Origin of the sequence: Marinobacter nauticus ATCC 49840 (genome assembly GCF_000284615.1) — a bacterium.
Classification (GTDB): domain Bacteria; phylum Pseudomonadota; class Gammaproteobacteria; order Pseudomonadales; family Oleiphilaceae; genus Marinobacter; species Marinobacter nauticus.
In genome coordinates this window covers 492,598-506,075 of record NC_017067.1, presented here as the reverse complement: position 1 = coordinate 506,075, position 13,478 = coordinate 492,598, and the positions used below count along the sequence as shown (strand labels likewise).

The following is a 13,478-nucleotide window of genomic DNA, read 5'->3' as shown; positions in this document are numbered from 1 at the left end:
GACCGTCTCCGGCCAGGGATGGCCGGAGTCGAGCGCACAGGGATGTGCTTGTAGCGTGTTCCGGAAAGGCTTCCCCCTCCGGACACGCGACCGACTATCTCAAAGCTCAGAAGCCGATTTCGATATCGTAATCCATGATCACAGGGGCATGATCAGAGAACCGGGTCTCGTCATCAATCCAGCCATCGCGAATGGTCTTTCGAATACCCGGCGTCAGCAGGTGATAATCCACCCGGATACCCGCTTTCTTACGGGAACCCTCAGTCTGCTCCGGCCACCAGGTGAACTGATTGCTCTGCTTGTTGATCTCGCGGAACGCATCAATACAGCCCATTTCATCAAACAAACGATCCAGCCATGCCCGCTCATGGGGCAGGAAACCGGAGAAATCGGTCTTGTGATAAAGCGGGCTTGCGTCGGTTACATGATGAGCGGTCTGAAGATTCGCGCATAGAATAAACTGACGACGTTTGCGCAGGGTTTTCTGCATATGAATGCCAAAGGCTTCCATGAACTCGTCTTTGTGATCGAGCACTGTCAGGTCGTCTTCACCGATCAGTTCTTCCTCGCGGCCGAGGGCACAGGGCGCGAGCACGCAGGCAACGGAAACCTTGTCGAAGTCGGCCTGGATAAAGCGGCCTTCCCGGTCTGCCTGCTCATTGGCAAAGCCATACATGATGGCCTTCGGGAAATGACGGGTGTAGATGCCGACACCACCGTGTTCGTTCAGTTCACCATCAATGAAGTAGGCCTCGTAGCCTTCCGGAATCAGGTTCCTGTCTTCAATTTCGTAGGCGCGCATGCGGTGGTCCTGCACACAGACCACATCAGCGTCCTGTTCGGCAAGCCAGTCAAAAAAACCCTTTTCAACAGCCTGCTCAAGACCATTGACGCTGATTGATACTACCCGCATACGTGTTCCCTGATTCGGTTTGTGTGTATGATACCGTTTTTACGCTTTAATTAAAGATCAAACCCCGCCAGAAGCCTTGCCATGCATGACTATCAGCAAAAATTCATTGAGTTTGCCATCCAGCGGAATGTGCTGCGTTTTGGAGAATTCACACTCAAATCCGGGCGCACCAGCCCCTACTTCTTCAATGCCGGACTGTTCAACACCGGAAACGACCTGCTTGAGTTAAGCAAGGCCTATGCCGCTGCGATAGCACGCAGCGGGCTGGATTATGACATCATTTTCGGGCCTGCCTATAAGGGCATTCCGTTGGCCACGGTAACCGCCATGGCACTTGCAACAGACGGTAACAGCAAACCTTTTGCCTTTAACCGCAAAGAAAAGAAAGATCATGGTGAGGGTGGCAATATTGTTGGCGCCCCACTACAAGGTAAAGTACTGATTGTTGACGACGTGATTACCGCAGGCACGGCCATCCGGGAATCTATCGACATCATCCGGGCCGCCGGAGCCGAACCGGCCGGGGTGCTGATTGCCCTGGACCGACAGGAAAAGGGCAACGGTGAACTGTCCGCCATCCAGGAAGTCGAGAAAGAGTTCGGCATCCCCGTTGTCAGCATCATTCGTCTTGAACAGGTACTGGACTACCTGAAGTCCAATCCGGAATTTGCCGGCCATGCGGAGAACGTGGCCAGCTACCGGGACCGCTACGGAGTCTGATGAATGCGTCACCATCTGACCGTTTCTCCTGTTGTTGCCGGCGTTGCGGCCTTCGGACTGCTGTTTGCGGCCGTCGCCCAGGCAACCATGTACCGTTACACGGATGAAAACGGACGGCTGGTTATCAGCAACACCATTCCCCAGGAAGCGACCAAACGTGGTTACGATATCCTGAGCAACAACGGCCGGGTGGTCGAAACCGTTGCCCCCGCCCCTACCGCCGAAGAAATCGCCGCCAGGGAAGCGGAGAAAGAGCGCCAGAAGCAACTGGAAATCCAGCAGGAGCAGGATCGTCTGCTCCTGAAACGCTTCAGCCATCCGGATCAGGCTGTGCGCGCCATGCATCGCAAGATCCGCGAACTGGAAGGCATTATCCAGCTGAAGCGCGGGAACATTTCAGTAATTTCCAGCCAGCTCGACAGCGAGCAGAGCCGCGCGGCGGATATGGAGCGCGCCGGCCGGGACATCCCGGAAACGACGCTGGAGAAAATCCGCAGGCTCGAAGCCCAGATTCGAGATATCGAGCGGGAGATTTCCGCTCAGCGGCAGGATATCGGCGAAATGAAAAAGGCCTACGAATCAGACATCAAGCGCCTGGAAGAAATCACCGGGGAGACACGAACACTCCCCCTGGAGCCGGAAGAAAACTAAGCTCCACTAATGACAAAGGGCGCTCAACCGAGCGCCCTTTGCGTATGACTCACCAACTCGCCGAATCAAGCCGTGGCGGCAGTGGTTTTCTTGGCTGCAGGCTTGCGGGCAGTGGTCTTGCGCGCAGCCGGCTTCTTGGCCGTTACGGACTTCTTGGCATCCTGAGCGGCTTCTGAAACATCGTCGGCTGCTTCAGAAACGGCGTCCGCACCTTCGGCAGCTTCTTTTTCCAGCTTCGCAACCAGCTCAGCGGCAAAATTGCCAAAGCGGGAGTTCAGCGAACGCAGCTGCTCGAACAGGTTCTCGGAGTAGCCGTTGTAACGCTTGCGCAGGGTCTTTACGCTGTACTCACGCGCTTCCGCTTCCAGCTTTTCTGCATAATCAAACGGCTTGGACGCCAGCTTCTTCTGCTGCTCTTCAGCCGCGTTGATGCCTTTCTCAACGATGTCTTGCAGCTGTTCCTGATAGGATTTCAGTTTACCCATGGTGGTTCTCCCTGTTTTCCGAGTCGTTTCGGCACCGCGTTTTGCAGAGCCTTTGGTAACTTTCACCTACCAAAGTACGGCCAAAAATTAGAATGTTCATACTAAACACAGATAGGGGTTTTTACCGATTATTCACTTGATCACAGAATACTCGCTGGCATAATCGCACACTGTTTTAACGAAGCCCGTCTCCCGGTTGTATTCAGGCTCCATACGAACGAATACCAGAGGGCGCGCCTGCAGCGCCCCGTATGCGAGTAGTTATGAAGAGAACGCTTTATCCCAGTCCGCTGTCACGAACCGCGGCCACACTCCTTTGCCTGTTCGCCATACTTCTGGCCGGCTGCCAGGAAGACACGCGCGCCAGTAAACTGGATTCGAAACGCGCTTCGGAGGTGGCAGACAACCGCCTGAAACAGGCGCAGGGCGACCTGCTTGCCACGCTCGGCCAAAGCCAGCCGGGCGACCAGGAAACGCCACAGCCACCTGGCGCCGACATCCCGAAAACCCTGGTCTGGAACCCACCGCTCACCCGTGAAGACGGCTCAGCACTGACGCCTGGCCAGATTGCCGGTTACCGCATCTACTACCGACTGAAACATCAGGACAGCTTCAGCGTCATTCCGTTGAACGATGGCAGCAAAACCCGATACACCCTGTCGGAGATGCAGCCCGGCGCCTACGAGTTCTCGATCACAACCATTGATGTGGATGGCCTGGAAAGCAGGCGATCAGATCCGGTTGAGGTCAACCTGATCTGACCGGAAGGACGGATTACCAGCGGAAGATCACCCAACTGGGCACGAGCAGGTCGGACTCGGTATCCTGAACCCAGCCACCGCCGTCGGCCGGCACCAGGTAGTATTCCGGGCCAATTTCAGGCACCACTTTAATCTCCATTAGCTGGCCATTCACCCGATACTCATAAAACACTTCTTTCTCGCCGGGGCGAATAACAATCTCCGCACCACCCTCCGGCGGCTGGTAATCGGAAATAACCACAGGTTCCTGAGGGGTAACCACCGGAGTGGCATCCAGAGCCCCTTCATCCTGGGCCAGCAACGGCGCAGAGAAGCAGCCCCATAGCAGGGCGGAACAGGCGATTCGTTTCATTTTCGTGGTACCCTTTGGTTCATCTTTCTGGCTAGAGTTGCACAAGCCAATCCACGCTTCAATCAGAATCCGGACCTGTTTTGATATGACTGAACAAACCAACCCTCCCGTGGTTCTGGTGGACGGATCGTCTTACCTGTTCCGTGCCTACCATGCCCTGCCGCCACTAACCACCAGCAAGAATCACCCGACTGGCGCCATCAAAGGCGTAATCAGCATGTTGCGGCGCATTGAACAGGACTTTCCGGGTTCGAAAACCGTGGTGGTGTTTGATGCCAAGGGCAAGACCTTCCGGCACGACATGTATGAGGAATACAAAGCCAATCGCCCCCCCATGCCAGATGATCTGGCGGTACAGATTGAGCCCATTCACGAGATTGTCAGGGCGATGGGCCTACCGCTGTTGATCGTGCCCGGCGTCGAGGCCGACGATGTCATCGGCACCCTGGCCCATGAAGCCACCAGCAAGGGCATCGATGTGGTCGTGTCTACCGGCGACAAGGACATGGCCCAACTGGTCAGCGACCACGTGACCCTCATCAACACCATGACCGAAACCGCCATGGACCGGGACGGGGTCGTTGAAAAGTTTGGTGTTACCCCGGAGCAGATCATCGATTACCTGGCCCTGGTGGGTGACAAAGTCGATAACATTCCCGGTGTAAACAAATGCGGCCCGAAAACCGCCGTCAAATGGCTGCAGAGCTACGACAACCTCGACAACCTCATTGAGCATGCCGACGAGATCAAAGGCAAAATCGGCGAATACCTGAGGGAAGCGACCGACACCTTGCCCCTGAGCCGGGAGCTAGCCACCATCCGGACCGATGTGGAACTCGAATTCGGGCTGGAAGACCTTCAGGAACGCCAGCAGGACGACGCCAGTCTGTTGGAGCTCTTCAAAGAGTACGAATTCCGCACCTGGATCGCGGAACTGGAAAACGGCTCCTCATCAGACGACGGCTCCCAGAGCAGCCAGCCACAGCCGAAACCATCGGTGGAAAAGCAGTATCAGGTCATTACGGAGCAGGCGGACCTGGACCAGTGGCTGAAGAAACTCAAAGATTCCGATCTGTTCGCCTTCGACACCGAAACCACCAGCCTCCGCTACATGGATGCCGAAATTGTCGGCGTGTCGTTTGCCGTCGAGCCAGGAAAGGCCGCTTACGTGCCACTGGGCCATGATTATATGGGGGCGCCGGAGCAACTGGACCGGGACTCTGTGCTGGAACAGCTGAAGCCGTTGCTTGAAGACCCGAAACACAAAAAGGTCGGGCAGAACCTCAAGTACGACAAAAACGTGCTGGCCAACCATGACATACAGCTGGAGGGCATCGCCGAGGACACCATGGTGGAGTCCTACGTGCTGAATTCGGTCGGCACCCGCCACGACATGGACAGCCTGGCCCGTACCTATCTTGATGAAGAAACCATCACCTACGAATCGATTGCTGGCAAAGGTGCCAAGCAACTGACGTTCAACCAGATCGATCTGGAAAGAGCGGGCCCCTACGCCGCCGAAGACGCTGACATCACCCTGCGCCTGCACCAGACTCTCGCCCCGAGGCTGAAAGGCACCGGCAAACTGGAGTCTGTCTACCGGGAAATCGACCTGCCGCTGGTACCGGTGCTGTCCCGGATGGAACAGCGGGGCACTCTGATCAGTGCCAGCACGCTGCGCCAGCACAGCCAGGAACTTGCAGAGCGCATGGCGGAACTGGAGAAGGAAGCCCACGAAGTTGCCGGCGAAGCTTTCAATCTGGGCTCCACCAAACAATTGCAGGCCATCCTTTATGACAAACTTGGCCTGCGGGTCATCAAGAAGACACCAAAGGGCGCGCCATCGACGGCCGAGCCGGTTCTGCAGGAGCTGGCCCACGAGCACGAACTGCCCCGGCTGATTGTCGAGCACCGCAGTTTAAGCAAGCTGAAGTCCACTTACACTGACACCCTGCCCGAGCTTATCCACCACCGCACCGGGCGAGTGCACACTTCCTATCATCAGGCGGTGACAGCGACAGGACGTTTGTCTTCATCGGAACCCAACCTGCAGAACATTCCGATTCGGACCCAGGAAGGCCGACGCATACGCCAGGCATTTATTGCCCCGAAAGGCTACAAGTTGCTGGCCGCTGACTACTCCCAGATTGAGCTTCGCATCATGGCGCACCTGTCTGGCGATAGAGGTCTACTGACCGCGTTTGAACACGGCGAAGACATTCACAAGGCCACTGCAGCCGAAGTCTTCGGCGTGACAGTGGATGAGGTAACCGGCGACCAGCGTCGGAGCGCCAAGGCGATCAACTTCGGGCTGATCTACGGCATGTCGGCGTTCGGCCTTTCGCGCCAGCTGGAAGTGGACCGGAAAACCGCCCAGGAATACATCGACCGGTATTTCGAGCGTTACCCCGGCGTACTCAAATACATGGACAACATCCGCAAACAGGCCCATGACGACGGCTACGTGGAAACGCTCTACGGCCGCCGCCTGTACCTGCCAGAGATCAACGCACGCAACAAGCAGCTGCAGCAGGCCGCCGAGCGCACCGCCATCAATGCGCCCATGCAGGGCACGGCCGCCGACATCATCAAGCGGGCCATGATCGAGGTAGACAACTGGCTACGCAGCGAACACGCCAACGATGCCTGCATGACCATGCAGGTCCACGACGAACTGATCATCGAAGTTCGCGAAGAAGCCGTAGACAAAGTCAAAGAAGGCCTGGTCAAGCGCATGTCCGCCGCCGCCAGCCTGGATGTGCCACTGCTGGTGGAAGCCGGTGTGGGTGACAACTGGGACCAGGCTCACTAAAAACCCGCAACTTCGGATAACGCCCTGTTTCTGAACAACATCCCGCTTTCGGGCACAGAAACAGGGCAGACTCTCCGCTCACACTCTCGCAGACACCAGCAAAGACGGCTATCGGCACAGAGGCACGAATTCTGCATTGTCCTTCGCTGTCTCGGGGCCCTTCGCCCCATGCAGTGACACCAATGCGAGGTCCAAGCGATGAATTCCGCAACCAGCGAACGCAACTGGCTGTTCGACCCCAGTCTTCTGAAACTCGTGCATCAGTGCCGCCGGCTTATCCAGTCTGAATTCGGCGTAAAACTGCACCTTAACGAAGATGGCCTGGAGCAACACCTGGCCGAGTACGCCCGTAAAACCCGTTCAAAGCATCTGGTTCATACCTGGGAAGCGCTTAAACAGAGAGTACCGGAGCTGAATACCGCCAATATCGAAGAGGAAATTGCGCCACGGATGTACCGCGGACAACCCATAGCGGAAGAAGGTGCCAAAAAAGCTACGGAGGAAATGTCGGGAACTGACTGCCCCCGGCAGAAAAAGGTGATCTACCGGGGCCAGGTGGTGGGCTGATTCCGGAAGGAATCAGCCTCAGAGGGCTATTCGAGAATCAGAAGGCTTTGCTGACTTCGAATGCGGCGCTCCAGGCACTGAGTTCATACTTGGCCTTGTAATAGCTCGGGTCTTCGATATTGGTTCCCGGCAGATTCGCGACCTGATCCGGGTTTGCGTGCTGGTAGTTGCGCTCGGTGAACGAAGGATCGTCCGTGAACAGCAAGGTACCTACTGCAACATCCACAGTCCACCCGCTCTGGACATCCTTCCACTGCGCACCCAGGGTCAACCAGTGACGATCACTGGATGGAATCCTGGCAGTCAGGTAATCATCCACCGGAGACTCATCCCAGGCATAGCCAGCTTTCAGCGCCCATTCCGGGGTTGCCTGCCAGATGCCACCCACATTGAACTGCCAGGTGTTCTTCCACTCTTCGGTGATGTGGCTGAGGATAGCTCCTTCCTGGGGTGCATTGGTTACCGCACCACCGGATTCACGGCTGACGATGTCAAGCTCCTCGAAGCGACTCCAACGTGCATAAGTGGCACCAGCCAGCAACGTAATGTCATCGGTCAGACGATGGCGAGCACCAACCGTAATGGCCTCCGGAATCGCCAGCGGTACCTCTACCTTTTCGCTCAGCGTTGTCGTCACACCGGGCTGCCCGGGGACCGGCACACCGCTGATTTCCGCGTCGCCTTTGAGTTCGAGCTCTGTGCCTGTCTGGGCACTCAGACCAAACTGTGTTCTGTCATCGAGTTCGTAGAGAAAACCCACACGGAAGGTAACACCAATATCGTCCCCTTCAATGTCCGCGTATGGATCGTCCATCCCTGCCACGGTCTGGCGGGCGAACTGGTCAGCCTGAGCCATCGGTAGGCCCTGACCCAGCGCGGCTTGCAGAGCTTGTGGATACACTTGCCCGGCGAGGTCCTGAGAACGGGTCAGACGTCCTTCGGCATAAATAACGTTGAGGCCAATGCCCATTGAAAGGCCTTTGCCGTTGTTCACCGAGAGCGACGGAGTGAAAGCAATCGCGGTCAGCTCGGTCTTGTCAGCAAAAAACCGTCCGACGAAATCATCCTCATAGTCTGCCGCCAGGCCATAAGGAGCATGAATACCAAAGCCCACGTCGATGCTGTCGTTAACCTCATGGGTCATGTAAAAGTTTGGAAGAACAGCAGGATCCGCAATATCGCCGCCGAGCTCGCCGTCGGCCATAACCTCAACACCGGGGACATTGCGACGCGCTTCAGCGCGCTTTGCCTCAGCATCAATATCCAACACCGCCGCACCAAACGAAATATTGGTGCCGGAAAGCTGGCTCATACCGGCCGGGTTGAACAGAACCGTGGTGGCGTTCTCGGGGTTGGCGGCAGCGCCGGCATTGGCCACGCCCATCTGGCTGGCGCTCTGCTCGTTCAGGGAAAAACCGCCGGCCAGAACGCTGGCTGGTGCTGCTACGGCTGCCAGCGTCGCCAAACGGATCGCTTTTACGAGTGCGTTGGTATTTTTGTGCATGGTGTCTCCTTTTTTAGAATCGCGCGGAGTATACGCAGCACATGGCAACTGCCTCAAATGCCAAAGCTACTGGTTCGCGCCGCTAACCAATTACAACTTTGGTATTAGATGCCGCCCCCGGTGAACGGGGGCGGAAGACGAGGACGTCAGTCGTCCTGAATGGTGAGTTTGTCGACGGAGGAAGACAGCTTGTCTGCACCCTGGGCGTCAGCACCCAGCTTGATCATCAGGCGCAGATCGTTGGCGGAATCTGCGTGCGCGAGGGCATCTTCGTAGGTGATGGAGCCCTCGGCATACAGCTTGTACAGAGCCTGATCGAAGGTCTGCATGCCAGACTCGTTCGATTTTGCCATCAGCTCTTTGAGTTTGTGCACTTCGCCCTTGCGGATCAGGTCTGCCACCAGCGGGGTATTGATCAATACCTCGATAACCGCCTTACGCCCCTTGCCGTCCGGCGTCGGGACCAGTTGCTGGGCGACGATGGCCTTCAGGTTCAGAGACAGATCCATCCAGATCTGGTTGTGCTGCTCCGGCGGAAAGAACTGGATAATCCGGTCCAGCGCCTGGTTGGCGTTGTTGGCGTGCAGGGTGGCCAGACACAGGTGGCCGGTTTCGGCGAACTGAACCGAGTATTCCATGGTCTGGCGTGTCCGCACCTCACCAATCAGAATGACATCCGGCGCCTGCCGCAGAGTGTTCTTCAGAGCCACCTCAAAGCTTTCGGTATCAATACCCACTTCCCGCTGGGTCACGATACAGCCCTGGTGTTGATGCACGAATTCGATCGGGTCTTCGATGGAGATGATATGGCCGCGACTGTTACGGTTGCGATGGCCAAGCATGGCCGCCAGCGAGGTGGACTTACCGGTACCGGTTGCACCCACAAACATGATCAGGCCACGCTTGGTCATGGCCAGATCCTTGATGATCTCCGGCAGCGACAGATCGTCAATCTGGGGGATTTTCACCTCAATCCGGCGAAGCACCATGCCGCACAGGTTGCGCTGGAAGAAGGCCGACACCCGGAAGCGGCCAATGCCCCGGGCACTGATGGCAAAGTTGCATTCGTGGGTTTCTTCAAACTCGGCGCGCTGTTTGTCATTCATGGCGCCGTAGACAAACTCCCGCGTCTGTTCTGGCGTCAGGGCATTCTTGGTAACGGGCAACACCTTACCGTTCACCTTCATGCTGGGAGGCACCCCTGCTGTAATAAACAGGTCTGAACCACCCTTTTCTACCATGAGCCGTAACAGTTTCTCGAATTCCATTTTTCTACCCAGTTTTCAGTATCAGAAGTTATCCGGCATCTTCGCCTTGGCCCGCGCAGCCTCGCGGGAGATCAGACCTTTCTGCAACAGGCGCTCCAGGCACTGGTCCAGCGTCTGCATACCCAGGGAACCACCGGTCTGAATGGCCGAGTACATCTGGGCGATCTTGTCTTCCCGGATCAGGTTCCGGATGGCGGCGGTGCCGATCATGATTTCATGGGCGGCAATACGGCCACCGCCCATTTTCTTCATCAGAGTCTGGGAGATAACCGCTTGCAGTGATTCCGACAGCATGGAGCGAACCATGGACTTTTCTTCCGCAGGAAATACATCCACTACCCGGTCGATGGTTTTCGCGGCGGAGGTGGTGTGCAGGGTGCCGAATACCAGGTGGCCGGTTTCAGCAGCGGTCAGTGCCAGACGAATGGTTTCCAGGTCCCGGAGCTCACCTACCAGAATGATGTCCGGGTCTTCCCGCAGGGCCGAACGCAAGGCTTCGTTAAAACCCAGGGTATCCCGATGCACTTCCCGCTGGTTCACCAGACACTTTTTGGATTCGTGCACGAATTCGATCGGATCCTCAATGGTGAGGATGTGCTCGTAGCGAGTATCGTTGATGTAATCCATCATCGCCGCCAGGGTGGTGGACTTACCGGAACCGGTAGGCCCGGTTACCAGTACCAGACCACGAGGCACGGAAGAAATATCCTTGAAAACCTGGCCCATGCCCAGATCTTCCATGGTCAGAACCTTCGAGGGGATCGTACGGAATACCGCGCCAGCACCGCGGTTCTGGTTAAAGGCGTTAACCCGGAAGCGGGCCACGCCGGGGACTTCGAACGAGAAGTCGGTTTCCAGGAACTCTTCGTAGTCCTTACGCTGCTTGTCGTTCATGATGTCGTAGATCAACCCGTGCACTTCTTTGTGCTCCATGGGGGGCAGGTTGATCCGGCGCACATCGCCGTCGACACGAATCATTGGGGGCAAACCGGCAGACAGGTGCAAATCCGACGCACCCTGTTTGGCCGAAAAGGCAAGCAGTTCAGTAATATCCATAGGATTCCTCGGAGGGCTTTTTCTTTTAGTCCAGAAGCGGCAAACTCACATTATGAGCAGCATAGCAGACAACATCGGGAGCGTAACCCGACGCATACAAAAAGCAACATTGCAGGCAGGACGGGAGCCCGGCAGCGTGCGCCTTCTCGCGGTGAGCAAGACCCGACCGGCGGAGGATCTGAAGGCCGCTTTTGAGGCCGGCCAGATCGCCTTTGGCGAGAACTACCTGCAGGAAGCCCTGGACAAAATGCAGGCGCTCTCCGACATAGAGGGTATAGAGTGGCATTTCATTGGGCCGATCCAGTCCAACAAAACCCGTCAGATTGCCGAAGCCTTTGCCTGGGTTCACAGTGTGGACCGATTGAAGATCGCCCGCAGGCTCAGCGAACAACGACCAGAGACCCTGCCGCCGCTCAACATCTGTCTGCAGGTGAACATCAACGATGAGGAGAGCAAGTCCGGCTGCTCGCTGGACGAGCTTGATGAACTGCTCGAGGCCATTGGCGAACTGCCCAATCTGCGCCTGAGGGGATTAATGGCGATTCCGGACCCGGACCAACCCGAGGCCGAGCTGCGGCTGAGCTTCCGGAAGCTGGCCTCCACCCTGACAAAACTGCGGCAGGACCATCCTGAAGCCGGCCCACTGGACACCCTCTCCATGGGCATGTCAGATGATCTGGAAATGGCTATTGCCGAAGGTGCCACCTGGGTTCGTGTCGGTACGGCCCTGTTCGGCGCCCGCCCGGCCAAACACAGCCAGAGCTGAACGCTGCGGTTCCTGCTATCATCCGAACCAACGATTCAAACGATCAAGACCGGGAGTGAACCTTGAGCAGATCACCCACCATCTCTTTCATCGGCGCCGGCAACATGGCCAGCGCCATCATCGGCGGTATGCTGGATAGCGGATTTCAGGCCGGCGACATCTGGGTGAGCGCCCCGGATGACGGCCATCTTCAGTCAATTCGCAAACGTTTCGGCGTCAGCGTCACAACCGACAACCGCTATTGCGCCCAACAGGCGGACATTGTGGTGCTCGCGGTCAAACCCCAGGTGATGGGCGACGTCTGCCGGGACATTGCCCCGGTAGTTCAGAACACCCGCCCGCTGATGGTTTCCATTGCGGCCGGGCTGACGGCCGACACACTGGATACCTGGCTTGGTGGCGGGCTGCCGCTGGTTCGGGTGATGCCCAACACTCCGTCTCTGGTGGGCAAAGGGGCCGCCGGTCTGTTCGCCAACAGCCAGGTGAAAGACGATCAGAGAAAGGCGGTACAGAAAGTGTTCGAGAGCATCGGCTCGGCACTGTGGGTTGACGACGAAAACCTTCTGCACAGTGTCACCGCCCTTTCCGGCAGCGGCCCCGCTTATTTCTTCCTGATGCTGGAAGCACTTGAGTCCGCCGCAACCGAAGCCGGCATTGAGTCCGAAACGGCTCGCGCCCTCGCCATTCAGACCATGGCCGGGGCCGCCGAGATGGCCGCGCGCAGCGAGGATGACCCCGGCCAGCTCAAACGCAACGTGATGTCCCCTGGCGGCACAACTGAACGCGCCATCAACACCTTCGAGGAAGGCGGCCTGCGCGATCTGGTAAAAAAAGCCTACAGCGCTGCCTTCGAGCGCTCACGCGAGATGTCCAGAGAACTGGCCGATAAACAGTAACCGATAACGGAGACTCAGCTTCATGCTGGCAGATATTGTTATTACGATCCTGCTGATTGCGTCCACTTTCTATATGACCATCGTTTTGCTGCGGTTTCTGTTGCAGCTGGCGCGGGCGGATTTCTACAATCCCATTTCACAATTTGTAGTCAAGGCCACCAACCCGCCGCTGCGTCCCCTGCGGCGTTTCATTCCGGGCTGGGGCGGCATTGACGGCGCATCCCTGGTATTGGCGGTTTTAATCCAGGCCATTACCTTCTTCCTCATTCTGGTCGCACTGAACGGCGGCATTCCCGCCATCAATCCGGTTACTCTGCTGGTTTGGGCCGTACTGAACGTGCTCAGTCTGATCGTGAAGATCTACTTCTGGTCGGTCATTGCCGTGGTGGTGGTCAGCTGGATTGCCCCCCAGAGTGGCCACCCGGCCATTCAACTGGTGGCTCAGATCACCGAACCGGTGATGCGCCCCGTGCGCAATATCATGCCCTCCATGGGCGGTCTGGATCTTTCGCCAATCATCGTGTTCCTGATTCTGAACGTGATTACCGTGGTCATTGATCACATGAAAGTGGCGGCCGGGCTGGGCTCAATCGGGCTCGGAATGTAACACGCGTCTCGAATATACATTTCGTTACACAATACACTGATTTGTTACTATCGATGGCCAGCAATTCAACCCACTGAATTGCTGGCCTTTTTGATAGCAAACTCAGATCCTTTCCCGGAA

General features: G+C 57.0%; 14 protein-coding genes. 8 read left to right on the top strand and 6 right to left on the bottom strand.

The genetic code is table 11. The annotated features are described in order from the left end of the window. Window positions 1–106: 106 nt before the first annotated feature. Window positions 107–913 carry an exodeoxyribonuclease III gene (locus tag MARHY_RS02240; RefSeq protein WP_011784092.1) on the bottom strand — a complete coding sequence of 269 codons (807 nt, stop codon included), beginning with the start codon at window positions 911–913 and terminating at the stop codon, window positions 107–109. 81 nt (window positions 914–994) lie between these two features. On the opposite strand from MARHY_RS02240, the gene pyrE reads away from it, so the two are divergent. Continuing rightward, window positions 995–1,633, top strand: coding sequence for an orotate phosphoribosyltransferase (gene pyrE, locus MARHY_RS02235; protein ID WP_011784091.1), 639 nt, complete (start codon window positions 995–997; stop codon window positions 1,631–1,633). A gap of 3 nt (window positions 1,634–1,636) precedes the next feature. Then, complete coding sequence (locus MARHY_RS02230; RefSeq protein ID WP_011784090.1) at window positions 1,637–2,284, top strand: DUF4124 domain-containing protein; 648 nt, start codon at window positions 1,637–1,639, stop codon at window positions 2,282–2,284. A 65-nt stretch (window positions 2,285–2,349) separates the two neighbouring features. On the opposite strand, the gene MARHY_RS02225 is transcribed toward MARHY_RS02230, so the two are convergent. Continuing rightward, the gene (locus MARHY_RS02225; protein WP_011784089.1) at window positions 2,350–2,769 is read right to left on the bottom strand and encodes a hypothetical protein; all 420 of its coding nucleotides are present in this window, start codon (window positions 2,767–2,769) and stop codon (window positions 2,350–2,352) included. A 263-nt stretch (window positions 2,770–3,032) separates the two neighbouring features. Between MARHY_RS02225 and MARHY_RS02220 the strand changes: the two genes are divergently transcribed. Then, window positions 3,033–3,530, top strand: coding sequence for a fibronectin type III domain-containing protein (locus MARHY_RS02220; RefSeq protein ID WP_226374384.1), 498 nt, complete (start codon window positions 3,033–3,035; stop codon window positions 3,528–3,530). 13 nt (window positions 3,531–3,543) lie between these two features. Here the strand turns inward: MARHY_RS02220 and MARHY_RS02215 are convergent, their stop codons facing one another. After that, window positions 3,544–3,882 (bottom strand): DUF2782 domain-containing protein, encoded by a 339-nt coding sequence (locus tag MARHY_RS02215; protein WP_041654519.1) that lies wholly within the window; start codon window positions 3,880–3,882, stop codon window positions 3,544–3,546. An 85-nt stretch (window positions 3,883–3,967) separates the two neighbouring features. Between MARHY_RS02215 and polA the strand changes: the two genes are divergently transcribed. Then, window positions 3,968–6,694, top strand: a complete 2,727-nt coding sequence (gene polA, locus MARHY_RS02210) for a DNA polymerase I (protein ID WP_041654518.1) — start codon at window positions 3,968–3,970, stop codon at window positions 6,692–6,694. 198 nt (window positions 6,695–6,892) lie between these two features. Then, window positions 6,893–7,261, top strand: a complete 369-nt coding sequence (locus MARHY_RS02205; protein WP_014420398.1) for a hypothetical protein — start codon at window positions 6,893–6,895, stop codon at window positions 7,259–7,261. 37 nt (window positions 7,262–7,298) lie between these two features. Here the strand turns inward: MARHY_RS02205 and MARHY_RS02200 are convergent, their stop codons facing one another. From MARHY_RS02200 to MARHY_RS02190, 3 genes are all read right to left on the bottom strand, one after another. Next, window positions 7,299–8,765: an OmpP1/FadL family transporter gene (locus MARHY_RS02200; RefSeq protein ID WP_181861288.1), complete on the bottom strand. Its 1,467-nt coding sequence runs from the start codon at window positions 8,763–8,765 to the stop codon at window positions 7,299–7,301. Between the two features lie 146 nt (window positions 8,766–8,911). Further along, window positions 8,912–10,033, bottom strand: a complete 1,122-nt coding sequence (locus tag MARHY_RS02195) for a PilT/PilU family type 4a pilus ATPase (protein WP_011784083.1) — start codon at window positions 10,031–10,033, stop codon at window positions 8,912–8,914. Between the two features lie 21 nt (window positions 10,034–10,054). Further along, complete coding sequence (locus MARHY_RS02190) at window positions 10,055–11,089, bottom strand: type IV pilus twitching motility protein PilT (RefSeq protein WP_011784082.1); 1,035 nt, start codon at window positions 11,087–11,089, stop codon at window positions 10,055–10,057. A gap of 52 nt (window positions 11,090–11,141) precedes the next feature. On the opposite strand from MARHY_RS02190, the gene MARHY_RS02185 reads away from it, so the two are divergent. The 3 genes from MARHY_RS02185 (at window position 11,142) to MARHY_RS02175 (ending at window position 13,358) form a co-directional block, all read left to right on the top strand. Then, a complete protein-coding gene (locus MARHY_RS02185; protein WP_014420395.1) occupies window positions 11,142–11,855 on the top strand; it encodes a YggS family pyridoxal phosphate-dependent enzyme in 714 nt (237 codons plus the stop codon). 62 nt (window positions 11,856–11,917) lie between these two features. After that, window positions 11,918–12,751 carry a pyrroline-5-carboxylate reductase gene (proC, locus tag MARHY_RS02180; RefSeq protein WP_041654517.1) on the top strand — a complete coding sequence of 278 codons (834 nt, stop codon included), beginning with the start codon at window positions 11,918–11,920 and terminating at the stop codon, window positions 12,749–12,751. Window positions 12,752–12,773: 22 nt separating this feature from the next. Next, window positions 12,774–13,358 (top strand): YggT family protein, encoded by a 585-nt coding sequence (locus MARHY_RS02175; protein WP_011784079.1) that lies wholly within the window; start codon window positions 12,774–12,776, stop codon window positions 13,356–13,358. Window positions 13,359–13,478 lie beyond the last annotated feature (120 nt).